Source organism: Burkholderia sp. MSMB1459WGS (genome assembly GCF_001534535.1).
Classification (GTDB): domain Bacteria; phylum Pseudomonadota; class Gammaproteobacteria; order Burkholderiales; family Burkholderiaceae; genus Burkholderia.
On sequence record NZ_LPMU01000037.1, the window covers coordinates 161,111 to 180,663 of the forward strand.

Sequence of the window (19,553 nt, forward strand, 5' to 3'; positions counted from 1 at the left end):
CGCGCGGATCAATATCGCGGCGGCGGCGGCTGGACGCCCGCCGGCGGCATCGGCGGCGCCGCGCGCGGCGCCGTCGTGCCGTATCCGCCCCCGCCATACCCGCCGCCGCTACCGCCGCTCATGCCGCCCGGCACCGGCACGCGGTTGCCGGTCGCATACATGCACTGCAGATACGCGTAGTCGTAGCGGCGCTGGACATCGTAGGCCGAGCCCTGCGCGGCGCCCGCGCCGACGACGCTGCCCGCGAGCAGCCCCGCGCCCGCGCCGACCGCCGCGCCGGTGCCGCCGTTGAACGCGGCGCCGGCCGCCGCGCCGAGCGCGGTGCCGACGGCCGCGCTGCCGACCGCGCTCGCGGTCGATGCCTGCCCGGCGCTCACGCCGCCCGATTGCTGAAACGCATACTGGCGACAACTGCCGTCGTCCGCGCGGAACTGGTCGAACGACTTGCCGGTACCCGGCAGCGCCATCACGCTCGGGCCAGTCGGCATGTATGCGCATGCGCCGAGCAGCGCGGCCAGCGCCAGCGCGGCCGGCAGGCGCAGTGGTCGAAATATCGTCTTCATCGTCGCGCCTCCGTCACTGCGGCCGCGCCGGCACCGCGCGCCAGCCCGACTTGCAGGTCTTCACATACGGGTAGTAATGCTTCGACGCGTCGCAGTAGTACCAGAGGTTCGCGTCGCCGTCGTCCTGCGGCTGTCCCTTCTCGACATACTCGGGCGGCGGCGGAGCGACCGGCACCGCGACGACGGGCGGCGGGTAGTAGTACGGCGCAGGTACGACAGGGGCGTAGTACGGGTAGCCGGGGCCGATATAGACCCCGACCCGGGCGGCATGCGCCACGCCGCCCGTCGCGACCGCCACCGCGGCCGCCGCGCCCAGTGCGAGCTTCAATCCATTCACGTCACGTTCTCCGGCAGGCCGGTTCGTCGATCCGAACCGGACATCCCGAACGCTACGCCGCACGCGATCCGGTATCCATTACGGGCGGGCGCGCGAATGTTGCGCGACGTTACCCGTGTGACGGACGCCCCGCCCGTTCGGACGCGCGCGTTACGCGTTTAACGCATCGAAACCGATTGCCGTCCCGGCACACGGTTGTCGTCCGCGCAAAACCGTTCCGATGACGCGACGCGCCATATTGACGCACGTGCGTCAGACCGCCACGCCGCGGCCACTCACGCCGCGAACGGCCTTCTTGATACGAATCAACGATTTAACCCGAAAGGGCGCGCGACGGGCTGGACATCTGCGACGAGTTGGCGCATTTCGCGGTGCAACATCGCGGCCCATACTCCAGCCAACCCCGACGCCGTCCGCCGGGGTCCGCCGGCACCCGCCGGCGGGTATCGTCAAGTCTCGGTCAACTGGTATGGACACCGCACTTTCGGCCCTCGATCTGGCCCGCCTGCAATTCGCGTTCACCGTCTCCTTTCACATCGTCTTTCCGGCACTGAGCATCGGCCTCGCCAGCTTCATCGCCGTGCTCGAATATCGCTGGCTCAAGACCGGCAAGCAGTACTACAAGACGCTCTGCCTGTTCTGGTCGAAGATCTTCGCGGTCGCGTTCGGGATGGGCGTCGTGTCCGGCGTCGTGATGAGCTATCAGTTCGGCACCAACTGGTCCGGCTTCTCGAGCTTCGCCGGCGCCGTCACCGGCCCGCTGCTGATGTACGAGGTCATGACCGCGTTCTTCCTCGAAGCCGGCTTCCTCGGCATCATGCTGTTCGGCTGGAACCGCGTGAGCCCGCGCGCGCACTTCGGCGCGACGCTGATGGTCGCGATCGGCACGCTGATCTCGACGTTCTGGATTCTCGCGTCGAACAGCTGGATGCAGACGCCGCAAGGCTTCGAGATCGTCGACGGCCGCGTCGTGCCGACCGACTGGTTCGCGATCGTCTTCAACCCGTCGTTCCCGTACCGCCTGTTCCACATGGCGATCGCCGCGTTCATCGTCGCCGCGCTGGTGGTGGCCGCGACGGGCGCGTGGCACCTGCTGAAGGGCCGCCGCGACAAGGGCGTGAAGAAGATGTTCTCGATGGCGCTGTGGCTGCTGCTGGTGCTCGCGCCGCTGCAGGCCGTGATCGGCGACCAGCACGGCATCAACACGCTGAAGCACCAGCCCGCGAAGATCGCCGCGATCGAAGGGCTGTGGGAAACCGAAAAGGGCGGCACGCCGCTCAACCTGTTCGGCATCCCCGACATGAAAGCGGAGACGACCCGCTACGCGGTGAAGGTGCCGCACCTCGGCAGCCTGATCCTCACGCACAGCTGGGACGGCGAGATCCGCGGGCTGAAGGACTTCCCGCCGCAAGACCGCCCCAATTCGACGGTCGTGTTCTGGAGCTTCCGGATCATGGTCGGCCTCGGCTTCGCGATGATCGGCCTCGCCGCGCTCGCATGGCTGCTGCGCCGCCGCGGCCGCCTGTATGAATCGAAGGGGTTCCAGCGCTTCGCGCTCGCGATGGGCCCGACCGGTTTCGTGTCGCTGCTCGCGGGCTGGGTGACGACCGAAGCCGGCCGCCAGCCGTGGGTCGTGTATGGCGTGATGCGCACCGCGCAGGCCGTGTCGCCGCTGTCGGTGCAGCAGGTCAGCCTGTCGATGATGACGTTCGTGATCGTGTACTTCCTCGTGTTCGGCACCGGCGTGTACTACATGCTGAAGCTGATGAAGGCCGGCCCCGCGCTGCCCGCCGTCGAGCACGACGCGACGCACGACCTGCCGGACACGCGCCCCGATCACACCGCGCGCCGCCCGATGTCGGCCGTCGACGAGCTGATCGAGACCGTCTGAGCCCATTCCTTTCGCATACGAGAAAACCTATGGACGTCACCGTAATCTGGGCCGCGATCATCGCATTGGGGCTCTTCATGTACGTCGTGCTCGACGGCTTCGACCTCGGCATCGGCATCGTCTTCCCGTTCTTCCCGGACGAGCGGGAACGCGACCTGATGATGAACACGGTCGCGCCCGTGTGGGACGGCAACGAGACCTGGCTCGTGCTCGGCGGCGCCGGGCTGTTCGCGGTATTTCCGATCGTCTATTCGACGGTGCTGTCGGCGCTGTACCTGCCGCTGATCTTCATGCTGGTGTGTCTGATCTTCCGCGGCGTGTCGTTCGAGATCCGCGCGAAGGCGCGGCGCACGAAGCAGCTGTGGGATCTCGCGTTCATCGGCGGCTCGGCCGGCGCGACGCTGTTCCAGGGCATCGCGCTCGGCGCGTTCCTGCAGGGCATCGACGTGAAGGACGGCGTGTATGCCGGCGGCGCGTTCGACTGGCTCACGCCGTTCAGCCTGCTGACGGGCCTCGGCCTGATCGTCACGTACGCGCTGCTCGGCTGCTGCTGGCTCGTCGCGAAGACCGAAGGCGACCTGCAGCGGCGCCTGCATCGCGTCGTGTGGCCGCTGACCGTCGTGCTGCTCGGCTTCATCGCGATCGTCAGCCTGTGGACGCCGCTGCAGGATCCGGCCGTCGCGCAGCGCTGGTTCGATTCGGGGCTGTTCTGGCGCCTGCTGCCGGTGCCGTTCCTGGTGGCCGCGTGCGCGGTGTGGATGCGTCGCGCGGTACGCGACCGGCACGACATGACGCCGTTCGTGCTCGCGCTGGCGCTGGTGCTGCTCGGCTACGTCGGCCTGCTCGTCACGCTGTTCCCGTATGCGATTCCCCAGACGATGACGATCTGGGAAGCGGCGGCACCGCGTTCGAGCCAGACCTTCACGCTGGTCGGCGCAGCGGTTATCCTCCCGATCATCATCGCCTACACGACGATGGGTTACTGGGTATTCCGAGGCAAGGTGCGCCATGAAGACCAGCATTACTACCACCACTGATTCCGCCGATCGCCCGCCTGCGGCGCCGCGGCCGCGGATGCGCGGCTGGATGTGGTTCGTCGTTCTGTGGGCGGGCGGCGTGATCGGCGCCGTCACGCTCGGCTATGCGTTCAAGATCTTCATGAACCTCACGCTGTTTGCGGTGAAGTAGGCGAAGCGGGGTGCAACGCCCCGCATCCAGCCCTCGCCCGTCTCGCCGTATTGCACGCTGCCGTAGCGCCTTGTGACATCGGGTCGGCAATCGGCGGCGCAGGACGGCGGCGAATGCGCGACCGGCTACGCGTCCTGCCGCACCACGCCCAGTTTGAGCCCCAGCATGCCGAATATGCGGTTCATCGTCTGCACCGTCCCTTCGCTGCGCCCCTGTTCGATATCCTGAATCGTCTTGGTCGACACGCCGGCAAGCGTTGCCATTTCCGCACTCGTCAGCCGCATCGTCTTCTTCAGGTACCGCACGGATTCGCGCAGCGACCATTCGGGATGCGCGAGAACGCCCTCGATCGCTTGCCGCCGGAGCAAAAGCTGTTCGGGAAGCGGCAGCGCGTTGTAGCGTTTGTCCATCGTGTCGTCCTCCGCCTAACCCAGCGCATCCAGTTCACCGGCGAGCCGCTCGAGTCCAGGCCTCAGGAACGCATGCACATCGTCCTCCAATCCGAGCCCGGCGCCATGATCGGCGATTTCCTGCAAACGCGGCGCCATCGCACTCAGCCGCGCCTGCAATGCAGCACGGTCCAGCGCGACATGCGTCTCGCCCGCCCGCGGCTCGCTAGACCGAACGACCGCATCAAGCACGCGCGCCCAGTCCGGCCGGCCGCCGTCATTTCCTTCCCAACGAATACGCCTCGCAATGCCGTCCGGATGCAGATACATCGGTGCAAAGTCGTAGAGCGGTGTCAGCGCGATGCGGCCGTCGAAATCGCGCTGTAACGCGGTGTTTCGCGCATGGTTATCCTTGTTGCCCAACGCGAGATTCGCGACGTCGCGGCACAGGTATTCAGCCACCTCGGCCTGGGGATTCGTGCATTGACGCACGAGATGCCGGCATACCTCGTCATGGCTCGGCACGACACCGAAGCCGGCGTTGCCCGTCAACGAAGCAACGCTTTCCTGAGCGAGCCGGACAACGCGACCGCCCACACGCGCACGATCGAAACGCCGAATGAAGAGCGAGCGGTCGCGCAGCACCAGCGGTGCATGCACGCGCAAGCCGAGACGCTGGGCCAATGACATGTAGGGCGCTTCGTGACGCAGGATCTGCGCAAGGCGTGCGTTCGTGCCGCGTCCGAACTTGACGATGTAATGCTCGACCGCGCGCTCGTCCGGCAGCGTGTGATCGAGATAGAGCAGCCCGTCGTCCGCGCGGGTCAGCAGCAGCTTCGGCCACTCGCCCTGCACACCCGAAGAGCCCGCAACGAAGAATCCGTGCGCGGCAAGATATTCGCTGAACGCGTCGCCTCGCGCGACCACCTCCTCGTCGGTAAAGCCTTGCCGCGGCCCCTGATGCTCGGCAAGCCATTGCGCCGCCTCCCTGACACGCAGATTTCCGATCGAATTACCGGCCCCCGCGAGCAGCAGCGGCCAGTCGGCATGCTCCTCTGCCGTTTCCGGCAAACCGAGGCGGCGCAACAGTTCCTCGCGGCCGAAGCCTTGCGGCAACAGATCGATCAGGAAAACAGGCCAATGCGGTGTCTCCAGTGGCTCGAGGCCAACCGGAAAACGGCACGTCATCGCATGCGCGTCGCGGGCAGGCCGATGCCGAATGGCCCACTCGACGTCGTACCCGGTATAAGCACGCGCGCGCCAACCTTCCCCGGGGTCGCCGAACAGGGTGACGACGCCGATATCGTGCCAGGCACCGTCGGCATGGAGTTGGATCGTGCAGGACGCGCTCATTTTCTGGAAGAAATATATATAAATTACTAGACGACCAGCAAGTAAAGTATATATTTTTCTACCGAAATGCCAACCTTCTTTGTCGAGCACGCCTGGGCAGGCGCAATCTTGAATCAGCTTCTGCGGGTCAGCGCCGCCTCGATCTTGCGATCGGTCTTGTACTGGCTCAGCGCGTACACCGACCAGATCGCGGCCGGCAGCCAGCCGATGATCGTGAGTTGCAGGAGCAGGCAGATCACCCCGGCGATCGGGCGGCCGATCGTGAAGAACTGGAACCACGGGAGCAGCAGGGCAAGCAGAAGGCGCATGAGCGGTCCTTTTGAGTACGTCGTTGAACGGGCGATACCCGGCCAATATGGCGGGTTGCGCACGCCGTTTCAAGCCCGGGCGCGACGCGCACCGGGCGAAGCGTCGTACCGATGCGCCCGCGCTACGCCGAATCGGCCAGCCACTGCGCGACGCGCAGGACGAGCGGATTCGCGTCGTCGAAGCACTCGACGCCCGCGACCTGCGGTGCACCGCAAATCGTGAACACCGGCTTGCCCCACTGCAACCCGAGCGCGATTTCGGACAGCGTGCCGAGCCCGCCGCCGACCGCGATCAGGCACACCGACGCGCGTGCGACCAGCGCATTGCGCGTGATGCCGAGCCCCGTCGGCAACGCGACGCTCAGGTACGGATTCGCCAGCGCGGCGTCGTCTTCGGGCAACAGCCCGATCGCGCAGCCGCCGGCCGCATGCGCGCCTCGCGCGGCGGCCTCCATCACGCCCTGCTTGCCGCCGCCGACGAGCGCGATACCCGTGGCCGCCACCGCGTGCGCGATCCGTTCCGCGACCCGCATCTGTTCATCGGTCGCGTCGCGCGGGCCGATCACACCGACCGGCATCCGGTGCCGGTGCATGCCGCGTTGCCGTTGCGCCAGTCGCGCGAGCGCGTCGCGGGCCGGTTCGGACCACGCGCATTCAATGACGTCGTTGGCGAACAAGGCCTTCCCCCAGTGCCAGAACGCAGGTACAGATGGCCGTCAGCCCGATCGACAGCACAGCCGCCTGCGAGAAATCGGTTTGCCCGTCCGACAGCTTCAAATACATCAGCAGCGGCAGGATGTTGATCTGCGTGCCGGCCAGCGCCAGCGCCGTGCCGTACGTGCCGAGCGCGATCGCGGTCACGAGGCACCATGCGGATGCGACCGACGGCCACAGCTCGCGCCACGCGACGTCGAGCCACGCGCGCCAGGGCCGCGCGCCGAGCGTAAGCGCCGCCTCGAGCGGCCGCCGGTCGAGATTCGCGAGCGTGGGGTAGATCATCAGCGCGACGCGCGGGATCAGGTAATACGCATAGGCGACCGCGAGTCCCGGCATCGTGTAGATCGCGCCGCCGATCACGGTCGGATCGGCGCCCAGCGCGGCCAGCAGCGTGGTCACGAAGCCTGAGCGGCCGAACGCGAGGATGAAGCCGTACGCGATCACCAGCCCGGAAAACGCCAGCGGCACGCCGAGCAACGCGAGCGACCAGTGACGACGGGCCGGCGACTGTCCGGCCAGCGCGAACGCGACCGGCACGCCGACGGCGACCGACAGCGTGCCGGCGCCTGCAGCCAGCGCCAGCGAGCGCACGATCGCATCGGCGACGAGCGGATCGCGCCACACCGCCGCGAACGCGCGGCCGCCGCCCGCGCATGCCGCGTCGACGAGCGCGGCCAGCGGCAGCACGAAGCACACGGCAAGCAATGCCGCCGCAGGAAGCGCGCCGAAGCGGCGCAGCACGCCGCGTTCGGGTAAGGAAGCCTGCATCCCTCGCCCCTTACTGGCCGAGCGTGGCCTGCGACCAGAGTTGGTCGACCTCGGCCTTGCGCGCCGCCGCCTTCGCGACATCGAGCGGGCGCACCTGCGGCGCGTTCGGCAGCTTCGCCGCGACTTCCGGCGCGACCGGCGTGCCCGGCACCGCCGGACGCACGTAGCCTTGCGCGAACAGCGCCTGCCCGACGTCGCTCATCACGAGGTTGAGCCAGAGCTGCGCGGCGGACGGATTCGGGCCGTTCTTCACGAGACTCATCGCGTAGGGCGCCGACACGCTGCCGTCCTGCGGAATCACGACGTCGGCCGCGTCGCCCATGCCGTCCGCGTACTTCGCCTTGAGGCCGTCGTTCTCGTAGCCGATCAGGATCGGAATCTCGCCCTTCACGAACTTCGCGTACGGCGTCGTGCCTTCCACGCGCAGCACGTTGCCGGCCTGCTTCAGCTTGCCGAAGAAGTCGGCGCCCGGCTTCGGATTCTCGACGCTGCCGCCGTTCGCATACGCGGCCGCGAACACCGCGACCTGGCCCTGCCCGGTCGAGCGCGGGTCGAGATAGACCACCGCGTTGCGGTACTCGGGCTTCAGCAGGTCGGACCAGCGCTGCGGTACGTTCTTGACGAGCTTCCGGTTGACGAGGAACGCGATGTTCAGCGAATGCACGGCGAACCAGCGGGCGTCGGTCGCTCGGAACACGCCCGGCAGCCTGTCGAAGTTGACGGGCTTGAACGGCGCGACGACGTCCTTGCCTGCGGCGTCGAGCGCCGACGCGGCGAAGTAGTACGCGGTATCGGCCTGCGGGCGGCGGCGCGACTTGTCGAGCGCGACGACGGTCGCGGCCGAGCCGATGTCGTTGTAGGTGATCTCGACCTTCGGGTAGCGCTTGCGGAACTCGGCGAACAGCGCCTTCCAGTTCGCCCATTCGGGGCCGGTATCGAACGACACGACGAGCCCTTCGTCGGCCGCCTTCGCGTACAGCGCGTCTTCGCCCGGATACAGCGGCGCGGCCTGCGCCGCCGCGCAGGAAAGCGCCACCAGCGCGCCCAGCGCCAGCACGCGGGCGCGCATGGCCTTCACAAGAGAGGAGCCTGCAAACATCGTGAATCTCCGTTGAACGAAAGAAATCAGCGCGCATCCGGCGATGCCGGCAGCACGAGCAGATGGCGCGGGTCGATCGCGATGCTGCGCGCGGCGGGCTCTCGCCCTTCGCACAGCAGCACGTCGGCCGAGCCGTCCGGAATGAAGTCGTAGCGCTGCGTTGCGCCGAAGTAACGCACGTCCCCGCGACGCCCTTCGATGCGATTCGCGCTCTGCGCCGGCGGATCGGCCTGCACGTGCTCGGGCCGCACCAGCACCGCGATCTCCGTCCCCGGCCGATGCGCGCCCGTTTCCGCGCGCAGCGTCGCGAAGCGCACGTCGATTTCGCCGTGCGCGAGCACGCGGCCGCGCAGCAGCGTCGAATGCCCGACGAAGCGCGCGACCTGGGCGGTCGCCGGACGTTCGTACAGGTCGCGCGGCGTGCCGGACTGAAGCACGCGACCGCCGTCGACGATCGCGACGCGGTCGGCCATGCTCAACGCTTCGTCCTGGTCGTGCGTGACGAACAGCGTCGTCGCGCCGCATGCGCGCTGCAGTGCCCGGATCTCGTCGCGCAGCTGATGACGGATGCCTGCATCGAGCGCCGCCAGCGGCTCGTCGAGCAGCAGCAGCTTCGGCTCGATCACGAGCGCCCGCGCAAGCGCGACGCGCTGCTGCTGTCCGCCGGACAGCATCGCGATGCCGCGCGTCGCGTGCGCCGACAACCCGACCCGCTCGAGCATGTCGAGCGCGCGGCGGCGCCGGACGTCGGCCGCGACGCCGCGCATCCGCAGCCCGTACGCGACGTTGTCGACCACCGACAGGTTCGGGAACAGCGCGTAGTGCTGGAACACCATCCCCACTTCGCGCCGCCACACGGGCACGCCGGCCACGTCGTCGCCGCCGATCGCGATGCGGCCACGCCAGCCGTCGAGCAGCCCGGCCGCGAGCCGCAGCAGCGTGGATTTGCCGGACCCGCTGCGCCCCATCACCGCAAGCAGTTCGCCCTGCGCGGCGGACAGCGTGATGTCCTCGACGCCATGGCGGGCGCCCGGATACTGGAAGCTGACGTGTTCGAATTCGAGGCTCATGGATGACTCACTTCAGACGTTGCACGGTGCCGACGGACACGAGCGTCGCCAGCACGGCGAGCACGAGCAGCACGACGGTGGCGGCGCACGCCATCCCCGTCGCGCCGTAGAACGCCTGCAGCAACACGATCGGATAGTTCCGGTAGCGGAAGCCGGCGATCAGGTTCGAGATCTGGAATTCGCCGATTGACAGTGCGGCCACCATCACGAGCCCGGAAAACAGGCTATGGCGCAGGTTCGGCAGCACGATCGTGACGAACTGGCGCAGCGGCGTCGCACCGAGCGTCGCCGCGCAGGCCTCGAGCCGCGCGAGGCCGAGGTGGCGCAGGTCGCCGAGCAGCGTCTGCAGCAGATACGGCAGCGTCAGCACCGCATGCGCCGCGATCATCAGCGGCAACGTGCCGAGCCACGGCAGCGCGTCGCCGCTGAAGATCGCGATGTAGCCGAAGCCGAGCGTCAGCGCCGGCACCGCGACCGGCATCAGCATCACGACGCGCGTCGCGAACCCGCCGCCGGCCTGCGCGCGATGATGCAGCGCATACGCGAGCGGCAGGCCGATCACCGCGTTGAGCGCGCAGCACGCCAGCGCGACGATGAAGCTCACGCCGAACGCGCGGGTGAAGCTACGGTTCGCAGCCAGGTCGGCGAACCAGTGCCCGGTGACGCCGGCGGGCAGCAACGTGTTCGTCCACGATTCGCCCACCGCGCCGATCAGCAGCAAGGCGATCGGCAACAGCAGGTAGAGCGCGAACGCCGCGAGCAGCGCCTGCAGCAGCAGGCGCCCGACGGGCGGCCGGGCCGGTTTGTTACGACGAATCGGAATACCGTCGGCCACGGCCGGGGCGGTTGACGCAGGCATGAACACACTCGCTGACGATCGGAAAAATCCTCGCCCAACGCCCGCCGGACGAGGCCCGCATGCGTTGTCGAAGCCGGCGCAGTGTGCGGTTCCGACATGGCATCGTCATGAAAAAAACGTAAAAAGCGCGCATCGACCTGTGCAAGGACGGAACAGCTCGCCATGAAGCACCTGTATCCGAACGTGGCGGAACTGCATGCATTCGCCACGTCCGCGAAGTACCTGAACTTCTCCTACGCGGCCCGCGAACTGGGCCTGACGCCGAGCGCGGTCAGCCGGCAGATCGCGAACCTCGAGGCGCTGTTCGGCGTGAAGCTGTTCGTGCGCGAGGGGCGCGGCCTCGCGCTCACCCGTGCCGGCCAGGTGTATCACGCGCGCGTCGTCGGCCCGCTGCGCGAAATCGGCAACGCGTCGATCGAGCTGCTGAGCGCCCGCGAGAACAGCGACCTGCTGACGATCGCGAGCGTGCCGACCTTCACGACGAAGTGGCTGTTGCCGCGGCTCACGCGCTTTCTCGCCGCCGCGCCGGGCGTCACGCTGAGCTTTCGCCGTCATCTCGCGCCCGGCGACGTGTTTCCGTTCGGGCTCGACGCGGCGATCCGCTACGGCGACGGCGGATGGGAAGGCGTGCGAAGCGACTATCTCGGCGGGCGGACCTTCGTGCCGGTCTGCTCGCGCGAATTCGCCGACCGGCATGCGCTGCATGGGCCTGCCGATGCAGCGGCGGCGCCGCGCCTCGTGCACGAACAGGCGGAGATCGCGTGGTCCGCCTGGGCGGAACGTCATCGCGCGTCGCAAATGAACGCGCTGGCCGGGCCGCGCTTCGAGCAATATTCGGTGCTGATTCAGGCGGCCCAGGCCGGGCTCGGGATCGCCCTCGTGCCGCGCTTCCTGATTCTCGACAATCTCGCTGCGGGCACGCTGGTCGAGCCGTTCGACGCGCCGGTCGACGTGGACGCGCAGGGACACTACCTGTGCTACGCGCCGGAGCGTCTCGACACGAGCGATGCGTTGCGGCGTTTCAGGGCATGGATGCTGGACGAAGCCGGGCGCGCGCAAGACGGCACGCCGCCGCCCTGAAACGAACGGCGCGCACCGCCTGCGGCGGCACGCGCCCGTTGCCGGACACCGCGCGACGTCGGCATCCGGCATACACCGTCAACGCCCGATACCGAGCCCCGGCAGCACGCGCGTATTCTCGGCCACGACCGCCTGCAGCAGGCGCGGGTCGGCGCCGAGCAGCGCGAGGATCGTCGGCGCGACCTGCTTCGTGCCGACGAGATCGTTCACCGTGCGCGCACGATGCAGGCCCGGATACGACACGAGCAGGCCGAGGTGGCTGTCGTCCGGCGCGTTGCCGCCGTGCTCCTCGTCCTTCTTCGTGCTCGACGTGTAGATCACGCCAGGATTCGGCTGGACGACGATGTCCGGCGTGCGGCCGTTGGCCGGATCGCCGAAGCGGTCGGCCAGCGCCGCGCCGTACAACACGTACGCCTGCGGGCCGTCCGCGCAGATCCCCGGCGCGTTGCAGCCGAGGTTCGCCTTCAGCGTCTGGACGACCGCCGTGCGCTGGCTGCGATCGCGCAGCCAGATCAGCCCGACGTCGTCGGTCTGCACGAAGCCCGTGCCGACCAGGCCCGAACCGTCGTTCAGGTTGCCCGTCGCCGTGTTGTTCTGGCCGAAGTTGCCGTTCGGGTCGATGAAGTTGTTCGCTTCGAGCAGCTTCGTCAGCGTGTCGCCGTTCTTCACGAGCTTCGTGTGATCGGTCGGCGACTGGCCGTGCTTCGCCGTGACGATCACGGCCGTCGACGTGTACAGGTTGGCCTGCTTCAGCGCCGCGACGACATGGCCGATCGCGTCGTCGACGTACGTGATCGCGTTCGCGACCTGCCCGTTCGGCGTGAAATCGGCATCGAGATAGCCGCCGCCCTTCGCGACCGGCGCCTTCTGCGCGACGCTCAGCGTCTGGAAGTTCGCGCCGAACAGCGTCGGCACCGGCGCGTTCTTCGTGCCGGTCGAATCGCGGCCGCCGATCTGGTTGATCAGCGCCTGCACGTGCAGGTTGTCGAAGCGCGCGGTGTGCGAGTAGACGTCGGTATAGGCGGTGTTGGTCGCCGGGTCGATCGAATTGATCTCGGTGCGCATCAGGTCGTCGACGCCAGTGCCCGACGGGCCGTTCAGCCAGTCGTAGCCCCATGCATGCTTGTCGGCCCATGCGGTGTGCGCATTCGGCACGCCGGCCTTCACGGCCTCGAACACCGTGTTGGTCTTCACGTAGTTGTGCGGGTAGACCGGCACGCACTGGCCGTTGACCTTCGCATGCGGGATCGCCTGCGGATTGAACGCGCCGCCGCCGTCGAGGTGCACGAGCGCGCCGCCGTTGAACGCATCGATGCCGGCCGTCTCGTCGAACACGACGTTCCAGCCCTGCTTGCCCGAGCACGTCGTGTCGCTCGGCGCGTACAGGTTGCGGTCGTACGACACGTCGTAGAACAGGCCGGCCGTCTTCGGCGAGCCGCCCGTCACGAGCGCGGCGAGGCCCGGGAACGAATCCGACAGGCCCGGCGTGTACGCATTCGCGTACGTCACGCCGCTCTTCGCGAGCACCGCAATGTTCGGGCACGTATTCGCACCGATGCAGCGCGCGAGATCCTGTTCGTGCAGGCCGTCGATGCTCAGCAGCAGCACGTGCTTCACGACGCGGCTCGCCCGCCCGTTGCCCTCGCCGTGAGCGTTGCCGTCCTGTTGCGCCGCATGCGCGCCCGCGCTGGCGAGCGCCAGCGCAGCCGCCACCATCACCGCCACTTTCCGTTGCTTGATGAACCTGGAAATCATCACCCCACCTCACCGATTGATGTTGAACTACGCGACTTGCCGTCAGGCGCGCAAAATATCGCCGGGTCGTGCGGCGGTCGGATGAAGCGGGGCTTTCTGTTCTCTGTCAAACGTAACCAATCGCAAATGACACGAAGCAGTCGCAATACGCGGCCTTGGCGTGCGCCGGCCCGCACGGCCGGATTTTTTTTCGGCTTGGCCCACGACTATTGGCGTGTGATAAAGGGTTTTCCCTGACCCGGAGCACGACTATGTCAACCCTGGAAGCTCTCCGGTTCGTGCTGGACGATGCACGTACCCCCGAAATCATTCGCCATCACGTCGTCGACGCGCTGCAGTACGCATTGCGCAACTACGGACAGGTGTTCACCGCGAAGGAAGTCGAATGGCTGACGCAGTGGGACGACGCGCGTCTGCCGCTGGCCGCGAGGAAGGAACTGGACAAGCGCGAACCGGCGATCGCCGGGCGCTGACAAAACCGCCGCGCCCGGCGGGTGCGGGCGCGGCGGCGGAGGGCGACAACGCTTACTGCAGCCCGAAGTCGACGCGGGTCGTCGCGCCCTTGTCCGAGATGCCCTTCGCGTCGAGCTTCGGCGCGACGACGAACATGCGGCTCGAGTCGATCTTGCCGTCGAGATACTGGCGCACGACCTGCGCGCGCTGCTGCGCGAGCGCACGCAGCGCGTTGTCGTCGGCCGGCGCGTGATCGGCGAGCGCCTGCTTCATGTCCGCATCGGGCAGCGTCTTCTGCAAGCCGACGAGGTTGCGCGGTTTCTTGAAATCGGCGGCCTTGTACGCGCGCGTCAGGTACTTCGAGTATTCGGCCTTGTCGACCTTCACCGACATCGGATCGACGCTCTCGCCCTGGCCGACCACGTCCTTCAGCTTCTGCTGGCGCACCAGCCGCTCGACGTACGCGTCGCGCAGCCCCGGCGTGTCCTGCGCCGGATCGACGCGGCCGATCAGGTCGAGGCGGATCGACGGCTTCTCGGTCAGCATCTTCACGACGGTGTCGAGCTTCTTCTGCTGCGCGCCGGTCAGCTCGTACGAACCCGGCGCGAACTCGACGTAGCCGAGATCCTCGCCGCCGCTGCCGCCGAACGCATTCGCGAGCAGCGTGAACGGCGACGTGACGGCTTTCGCGATCAGGTTCAACACCGCGTGCCAGATCAGCCCGCCGACGCTGAACTCCGGATTCGACAGCGAGCCCGACACCGGCAGGTTCACGTCGATCTGGCCGCGCGTGTTCTTCAGCAGCGAAATCGCGAGCTTCACCGGCAGCTTCGTCGCCGTGTCGTTCTCGACACGATCGCCGAACGTGAGCTGATCGATGAAGATGTGGTTGTTCGCCGACAGCTGGTCGTTCGCGAGCTGGTAGTGCAGATCGACGTTGAGCTTGCCCTTCGTGATCGGGTAGCCCGCGTACTTCGCCGAATATGGCGTCAGGTTGGTCAGCTCGATGTCGTGCGCGGTCGCCGTGAGGTCGAGCGCCGGTTTCTCGATCAGCGGGTTCACCGAGCCCTTGATCGAGATCGGCCCGTTGCCCGCGAGGTTCGCGGCGACGTCGACCGGCGCGGACGTCGTCGAATCCGTGCCGAACGCGCCGATCGTGCCCTTGATCGCGACGAGGTTCGCCGTGTAGTTCGGCTTGATGAAGTTGTCCGTGTACGTGACGCGACCGTTCTGCAGCAGCAGTTCGCCGAAGTGCATCCGCACCGGATTCTGCGGCTGCGGCGCGGCCTTCACGACCACCGTCGCCGACGCGGCGGCCGGCATGGACGCCTGCTGCGCGGCCGCGGCCGATGCGGCCTGCGCAGCGGCCGGCGGCGTCACGCCCGGCGACAGCGGCACCGGCTCGCCCTTGCTCGCGTCGCGCGTGAGCGACTGCGCGGGGCCCGACTCCTTCGCGACCACGTCCTTCAGGTTCAGGCGCCCCTGCGCGTCGAGCAGCACGCGACCGTAGAAGTTCGAGAACGTCACGCGCGCGGCGTCGACGTCGGTGCCCTTCTCGTCGTAGTTCGCCTTCAGGTTCGACAGCGCGAGCGAGCGCCACCCTGCGAACGGGTCGGAGGTCGCCTTGTCGAGCATCCGCACGTCGACCAGCGCGACGTCGCCGCGATAGGTCGCGCGCGGCGTGTCCTTCACCTGCGCGAACGTCAGGTTGCCTTGCGCGTTGAGCAGCGCGCTCGCGATCGTCGCGTTCAGCGCGCTGCCGAAGTACGGCTCGAACGCGGCCGCGTCGAGGCGGTTACCGTTGATCTTCAGGCCGACCTTCAGCGGCTGCGCGGTCACATCGCCCGACACGTTCAGCGAGCCCTTGCGGTTCAGCGTCGCCTTCAGTTGCACGGGCAGCGGCTTCGTCAGGTCGTCGCTCACCTTCTGCACCGACAGCTCCAGCGGCTTGATCGCCAGCTTCACCGGGCGCGGCGTCGACAGGTCGGTGAAGTTCGCGGACGCGTCCTTCACGTTCAGCGCATCGATCCGGTAGTGCCACGACGGCGCGGCGGCCTGGGCCTTGCGCGCGACCGTGCGCTGCGGCACCGCCGCCTGCGCGGGTTCGGCCAGCGCCGCGAGGTCGATCTTGCCGTCCTTCAGGCGCTTCACGTCGAGCGCGAGCCCGCTCGCGTCGACGCTCGCGATCTCGGCGGTGCGTGCGGCGACGTCGACCTTCGCGATCTTCGCGCTCGCGTCGGGCAGCGCGATCGCGGGCGCCTTGTCGTTCGGCGCGGCGATCTTCAGCGACTTCAGGCTGATCGTGCTGTCCGCGACTTCCGCGGCGAGCGGCGTCTTGCCCCAGTCGGTCTTCGCGTTGACGGTCGCGCCGAGCGTGCCGTCGAGCACGCGCGCGCGCGTCGCCTCGCCCAGGTACGGCTGCAGCGCCGGCAGCGCGAGCGCGGCGACCGTCAGCTTCGTGTCGGCCTGCTTCGCGGCGAGATTGAACGCGCCTTCGGCCGTCACGTCGCCGCCGCGCGACAGCGACGTCGACAGCGTGTATTTCGCGGGTGTCTTGCCCTGCAGCGAGAAGCCGTCGAGCGTCGCGGCGAGCTTCGTCAGCGACATCGCGGTCGGCGTCGCCGGCACGCGGTCGTCGACGTTGATCGTGCCGCCGTCGATCGCGAAATGACGGATCGTCAGGTCGAGCGGCGGCGCTGCCTTCGCGGCGGCGCTGCCTTCGGCCTTCGCGGCGCTGGCGGCGCTGGCCGCGGCGACGGTGGCGCCGGAAGCGCCGGAAACGGCGACGGCCGACGCGGCCGGCTTGCCGGCTTCGGATTTCGGTGCGGCGGCCGGCTGCGCGACGAGCTTCTCGACGTTCAGCACGCCCTGCTTGTCGCGCGACAGGTCGACCACCGGCTGGTCGATCCGGATCTCGTCGAAGTGCATCGCGTTGCGCAGCGGCTCGAGGCCAGCCGCCGCGACGTGCACGCCGCGCGCGGCGAACAGCGGCGCCGACGCGCGGTCGGTCACCTTCGCGTCGTTCAGGTCGACGGTACCCGACACGCGCAGCGCGGGCGTCTCGCCGCTCATCACGAAATTGACCGTGAGGTCGCTGCTCAGCAGGCCGCTCGTCACGGCCACCGGCAGCTTCGCCGGCACGTACGAGATCAGCTTCGGCACGTCGAGGCGGTCGAACTTCAGCGCGATCTCCGATTCGCGCGACTGCGCGAACGGCTTGGTCTTGCCGTCGATCGAGAGCGGGCTGCCGTCGAAGCGCGCGCGCAGCTTCGGCTCGACGAAGATGTCGGTCTTCGAGGCCAGCGTCGCGATGTACGGAATGCCGAGCGTCCAGTTGTCGACAACGTGCTTTTCGTTCAGCAGGCGATCGTCGAAGTCGATCCGGCCGTCGTTGATCTGGATGTTCGACACCGAGAACTGCGTCGGCTTGCTGTCGGATTGCGGCGACGGCGACGAGAACTTCTCGATCAGGTCGGTGAAGTTAAAGCGCTGCGCGTCGTAGCGGACGATATGAAAGCGCGGCGAATCGAGCCGGATTTCGTTGACGATCGGCGCGCCGCGGAACAGCGACGACCACGACGGCCTCACGACGAGCTTGCCGATGTCGATGAAGTCGCCCTGGCCGCCGCGCTCGCCGAGGTGGATGCCGTCGGCTTCGAGGTTCAGCGTGTACGGGTTCAGTGCGATGCGCTGGATCGTGGCCGGACGGTCGAGCTGCTTGCTCAGTTGCTGTTCGGCGACATGGCGGATCAGCGGTGGCGCCGCGAAGAAGCCGAGCAGTCCGAATAAAACGACGAAGATCAGCACGCCGATGCCGATACGCCGGGTCCGGCGCGAGCGTGCAACGCCACCGAGGGCATGGAGGGTCGAGGGTATGGTTTCTTTGTCTGCGCTTGCCATGCTTGAATGTCTCGGAAATGGATGACGGGCCGCACCGGAGAACCGGGCGGCCGCGCACGCTATCCCGAAAGTATAGGCTCAGGAGGTGACGGTACGGAGGTCGGGCGCCACCGCCGCGCCCGCCGGTCGGACAACGGCGGCAGTCAACCGTTCATTTCCGGACGACGACGGGCGGCATCCACGACCCGTCGCTCGCCTGCGGCTTCGGCGCGTACAGGCGCAACGCGAGCGCGAAATCGGTACGCGGCGCCGGCAGCCAGTTGGCCGCATGCGTGCCGCCCGGCGACGCCGACACGACGATGTCGATCGAGCCGTCGTGGTTGCGGCGCAGCCGGTCGCGGTCGCCGAGCGAGCGGCGCGCCGACCCGACGTCGGGCAGCGCGCCGTTGGTCGTGTACGGCGTGAGCGTCCAGAACGCGCGCACCGGCGGCAGTGCGCCCGGCGCGAAATGCAGCACGTAGCGGTTCGCGCCGTTCAGCGGATGGCCGTCGCTGTCGACGCGGGTGATCGCGAGCGTCTCGTCGTCGCGCGTCGCGGTGCCGAACTGCGTGTAGGCCGCGTACGCGCGCAGCGCGTAGTCCTGGCCGTACTTGCCGGCCGTGTCGCCGATCCAGTTCCAGCCGTTCGCGCTCAGCAGGTTCGACGGCGGCGTCGCGAGCCGCGCGCGCGCCTCGGCAATGCCGGCCGTCGCGGCCGTGAGACGGTCGCCCGTCCACAGTACCGGGTAGCCGGCCTTCACGCCGATATCGGCGAGCGATTCCTGGGCGTGCGCGTCGTCGGCCGGCGCCGGATTGTCCTGCAGCGCCTGCGCGAAGCGCGTGAAGAACGCCTTCGGGTCGAGCGCGGCCACCTGCTCGGCCGGCGTGCCGCCGCCCACCGCTTCGGACGGCGCGCTGCCCGCATGGACCGCGACCGACGCACCTCGCTCGGCGCCCGTGTAAACCGACAGCGGCACCACGCGGATCGCGCGCTGCAGCTTCTTCACGTTCGTCAGGTCGCGCCCGCCGCTCGTCTGCAGCCGCACTTCGAGCCACGCGTTGGCGGACGGCACGTCGACGCGCAGCGCGCCCTTCGGCAGCGTGCCCTGCCAGTCCTTGGCGGCGAAAGCAATCGTTTGCGACCGTCCGGCGCCACGGGCGCCGCGCGCCGCCACGCTCGACGACGACCACAGCACGTTCGTCCACATGTCGAGCGCGCGCGCGTCCCAGTAGCGGCCGCGCGTGTCGGGCAGCGTGACGATCACGGGTTCGGCGGCGACGTCGAGCCAGCCGGTCGAGTCGAGCGTGTCCACGCCCGGCAACGGCGGATTGACCGCGCCGACGGGCGGCAGCGCCTGCGCGTGGCGCAGCGTGTTGAGCGGGGCCTGCCCCGGTTGCGCGCCGTCGCCGCCCGTCGCCGCTTCCTTCGCGACGTCCATCAACACGAGCGGATACGCATAGATATAGGAGTCGGCGACTTCCGCACGCATCCAGCCGGTTTTCCGCTGGATCGCGTCCGGTTGCGACGCGCACCCTGCAAGCAACGCCGCAATGGCCAGCGACGCGCACGCGCGTCGCAGAGAAACTGATTCTCGCTGGTTTTCAATCATCGATTACTGGCCGAATATCATTCTTTTCAGTCAACGCCCTGTTCGCCTCGCGAACGGCGAAAACAAGGCACCCCAGCGTGCCCGGATGACCGTTTCGCTACGATTCGTAACGGTGGGCGCTGATGTCAGGCCGGTATCATAGCGCCTAAGGGCATCCCCCAATATGCCGAATAACGGGTAGAACGCTAGCCGAACCGTCAAAAAATCCGAAATAGTCCACGGGATTCGGCAAAAA

Annotated in this window: 18 protein-coding genes; 5 read left to right on the plus strand and 13 right to left on the minus strand. The window is 68.1% G+C overall.

The features are described from left to right. Positions 1 to 8 precede the first annotated feature (8 nt). On the minus strand, positions 9 to 563 hold the full coding sequence (locus WT97_RS15065; RefSeq protein WP_059499469.1) for a YMGG-like glycine zipper-containing protein: 555 nt from the start codon (positions 561 to 563) through the stop codon (positions 9 to 11). Positions 564 to 576: 13 nt separating this feature from the next. After that, the gene (locus WT97_RS15070; RefSeq protein WP_059499470.1) at positions 577 to 900 is read right to left on the minus strand and encodes a hypothetical protein; all 324 of its coding nucleotides are present in this window, start codon (positions 898 to 900) and stop codon (positions 577 to 579) included. Between the two features lie 469 nt (positions 901 to 1,369). Between WT97_RS15070 and WT97_RS15075 the strand changes: the two genes are divergently transcribed. The 3 genes from WT97_RS15075 to WT97_RS15085 are packed head-to-tail and all read left to right on the plus strand — an operon-like array spanning position 1,370 to position 3,979. Further along, positions 1,370 to 2,791, plus strand: coding sequence for a cytochrome ubiquinol oxidase subunit I (locus WT97_RS15075; RefSeq protein WP_059499471.1), 1,422 nt, complete (start codon positions 1,370 to 1,372; stop codon positions 2,789 to 2,791). Positions 2,792 to 2,820: 29 nt separating this feature from the next. Beyond that, the gene (gene cydB, locus WT97_RS15080; protein ID WP_059499472.1) at positions 2,821 to 3,828 is read left to right on the plus strand and encodes a cytochrome d ubiquinol oxidase subunit II; all 1,008 of its coding nucleotides are present in this window, start codon (positions 2,821 to 2,823) and stop codon (positions 3,826 to 3,828) included. Next, positions 3,800 to 3,979 (plus strand): hypothetical protein, encoded by a 180-nt coding sequence (locus WT97_RS15085; RefSeq protein ID WP_059499473.1) that lies wholly within the window; start codon positions 3,800 to 3,802, stop codon positions 3,977 to 3,979. The genes cydB and WT97_RS15085 overlap by 29 nt, the downstream gene beginning before the upstream one ends. A gap of 125 nt (positions 3,980 to 4,104) precedes the next feature. Here the strand turns inward: WT97_RS15085 and WT97_RS15090 are convergent, their stop codons facing one another. The 8 genes from WT97_RS15090 to WT97_RS15125 form a co-directional block, all read right to left on the minus strand. After that, entirely contained in the window at positions 4,105 to 4,389 is a 285-nt protein-coding gene (locus tag WT97_RS15090; RefSeq protein WP_059499474.1) for a helix-turn-helix domain-containing protein, read from the minus strand. A 15-nt stretch (positions 4,390 to 4,404) separates the two neighbouring features. Then, positions 4,405 to 5,721, minus strand: a complete 1,317-nt coding sequence (locus WT97_RS15095) for a type II toxin-antitoxin system HipA family toxin (protein WP_059499475.1) — start codon at positions 5,719 to 5,721, stop codon at positions 4,405 to 4,407. A gap of 113 nt (positions 5,722 to 5,834) precedes the next feature. After that, the gene (locus WT97_RS15100) at positions 5,835 to 6,029 is read right to left on the minus strand and encodes a YqaE/Pmp3 family membrane protein (RefSeq protein ID WP_059792823.1); all 195 of its coding nucleotides are present in this window, start codon (positions 6,027 to 6,029) and stop codon (positions 5,835 to 5,837) included. A gap of 122 nt (positions 6,030 to 6,151) precedes the next feature. Beyond that, complete coding sequence (locus WT97_RS15105) at positions 6,152 to 6,622, minus strand: TIGR00725 family protein (protein ID WP_156440259.1); 471 nt, start codon at positions 6,620 to 6,622, stop codon at positions 6,152 to 6,154. Positions 6,623 to 6,683: 61 nt separating this feature from the next. After that, entirely contained in the window at positions 6,684 to 7,514 is an 831-nt protein-coding gene (locus WT97_RS15110; protein WP_059499477.1) for an ABC transporter permease, read from the minus strand. 10 nt (positions 7,515 to 7,524) lie between these two features. Next, complete coding sequence (locus tag WT97_RS15115; RefSeq protein ID WP_059499478.1) at positions 7,525 to 8,613, minus strand: extracellular solute-binding protein; 1,089 nt, start codon at positions 8,611 to 8,613, stop codon at positions 7,525 to 7,527. 26 nt (positions 8,614 to 8,639) lie between these two features. Further along, positions 8,640 to 9,683, minus strand: a complete 1,044-nt coding sequence (locus tag WT97_RS15120) for an ABC transporter ATP-binding protein (RefSeq protein WP_059499479.1) — start codon at positions 9,681 to 9,683, stop codon at positions 8,640 to 8,642. A gap of 7 nt (positions 9,684 to 9,690) precedes the next feature. Further along, on the minus strand, positions 9,691 to 10,542 hold the full coding sequence (locus WT97_RS15125) for an ABC transporter permease (protein WP_059499480.1): 852 nt from the start codon (positions 10,540 to 10,542) through the stop codon (positions 9,691 to 9,693). 162 nt (positions 10,543 to 10,704) lie between these two features. On the opposite strand from WT97_RS15125, the gene WT97_RS15130 reads away from it, so the two are divergent. Continuing rightward, positions 10,705 to 11,622: a LysR substrate-binding domain-containing protein gene (locus tag WT97_RS15130; RefSeq protein WP_059792817.1), complete on the plus strand. Its 918-nt coding sequence runs from the start codon at positions 10,705 to 10,707 to the stop codon at positions 11,620 to 11,622. A gap of 78 nt (positions 11,623 to 11,700) precedes the next feature. On the opposite strand, the gene WT97_RS15135 is transcribed toward WT97_RS15130, so the two are convergent. Next, on the minus strand, positions 11,701 to 13,377 hold the full coding sequence (locus WT97_RS15135) for an alkaline phosphatase family protein (protein WP_060032956.1): 1,677 nt from the start codon (positions 13,375 to 13,377) through the stop codon (positions 11,701 to 11,703). Positions 13,378 to 13,628: 251 nt separating this feature from the next. Between WT97_RS15135 and WT97_RS15140 the strand changes: the two genes are divergently transcribed. After that, the gene (locus tag WT97_RS15140) at positions 13,629 to 13,850 is read left to right on the plus strand and encodes a hypothetical protein (protein ID WP_011548933.1); all 222 of its coding nucleotides are present in this window, start codon (positions 13,629 to 13,631) and stop codon (positions 13,848 to 13,850) included. A gap of 52 nt (positions 13,851 to 13,902) precedes the next feature. Here the strand turns inward: WT97_RS15140 and WT97_RS15145 are convergent, their stop codons facing one another. Together WT97_RS15145 and WT97_RS15150 are read right to left on the minus strand one after the other, a co-directional pair. Beyond that, entirely contained in the window at positions 13,903 to 17,730 is a 3,828-nt protein-coding gene (locus WT97_RS15145) for a DUF748 domain-containing protein (protein ID WP_060353715.1), read from the minus strand. 151 nt (positions 17,731 to 17,881) lie between these two features. Then, positions 17,882 to 19,318, minus strand: coding sequence for a DUF1254 domain-containing protein (locus tag WT97_RS15150; RefSeq protein WP_059499484.1), 1,437 nt, complete (start codon positions 19,316 to 19,318; stop codon positions 17,882 to 17,884). Positions 19,319 to 19,553: the final 235 nt, after the last annotated feature.

Bases quoted from the DNA above. Each gene is read 5' to 3' on its own strand.
- WT97_RS15145 (WP_060353715.1), bottom strand. From the start codon at position 17,730: ATGGCAAGCGCAGACAAAGAAACCATACCCTCGACCCTCCATGCCCTC.
- WT97_RS15130 (WP_059792817.1), top strand. From the start codon at position 10,705: ATGAAGCACCTGTATCCGAACGTGGCGGAACTGCATGCATTCGCCACG.
- WT97_RS15065 (WP_059499469.1), bottom strand. From the start codon at position 563: ATGAAGACGATATTTCGACCACTGCGCCTGCCGGCCGCGCTGGCGCTG.
- WT97_RS15135 (WP_060032956.1), bottom strand. From the start codon at position 13,377: ATGATTTCCAGGTTCATCAAGCAACGGAAAGTGGCGGTGATGGTGGCG.
- cydB (WP_059499472.1), top strand. From the start codon at position 2,821: ATGGACGTCACCGTAATCTGGGCCGCGATCATCGCATTGGGGCTCTTC.
- WT97_RS15120 (WP_059499479.1), bottom strand. From the start codon at position 9,683: ATGAGCCTCGAATTCGAACACGTCAGCTTCCAGTATCCGGGCGCCCGC.
- WT97_RS15140 (WP_011548933.1), top strand. From the start codon at position 13,629: ATGTCAACCCTGGAAGCTCTCCGGTTCGTGCTGGACGATGCACGTACC.
- WT97_RS15115 (WP_059499478.1), bottom strand. From the start codon at position 8,613: ATGTTTGCAGGCTCCTCTCTTGTGAAGGCCATGCGCGCCCGCGTGCTG.
- WT97_RS15095 (WP_059499475.1), bottom strand. From the start codon at position 5,721: ATGAGCGCGTCCTGCACGATCCAACTCCATGCCGACGGTGCCTGGCAC.
- WT97_RS15150 (WP_059499484.1), bottom strand. From the start codon at position 19,318: ATGATTGAAAACCAGCGAGAATCAGTTTCTCTGCGACGCGCGTGCGCG.
- WT97_RS15100 (WP_059792823.1), bottom strand. From the start codon at position 6,029: ATGCGCCTTCTGCTTGCCCTGCTGCTCCCGTGGTTCCAGTTCTTCACG.
- WT97_RS15110 (WP_059499477.1), bottom strand. From the start codon at position 7,514: ATGCAGGCTTCCTTACCCGAACGCGGCGTGCTGCGCCGCTTCGGCGCG.
- WT97_RS15085 (WP_059499473.1), top strand. From the start codon at position 3,800: ATGAAGACCAGCATTACTACCACCACTGATTCCGCCGATCGCCCGCCT.
- WT97_RS15075 (WP_059499471.1), top strand. From the start codon at position 1,370: ATGGACACCGCACTTTCGGCCCTCGATCTGGCCCGCCTGCAATTCGCG.
- WT97_RS15125 (WP_059499480.1), bottom strand. From the start codon at position 10,542: ATGCCTGCGTCAACCGCCCCGGCCGTGGCCGACGGTATTCCGATTCGT.
- WT97_RS15090 (WP_059499474.1), bottom strand. From the start codon at position 4,389: ATGGACAAACGCTACAACGCGCTGCCGCTTCCCGAACAGCTTTTGCTC.
- WT97_RS15105 (WP_156440259.1), bottom strand. From the start codon at position 6,622: ATGCACCGGCACCGGATGCCGGTCGGTGTGATCGGCCCGCGCGACGCG.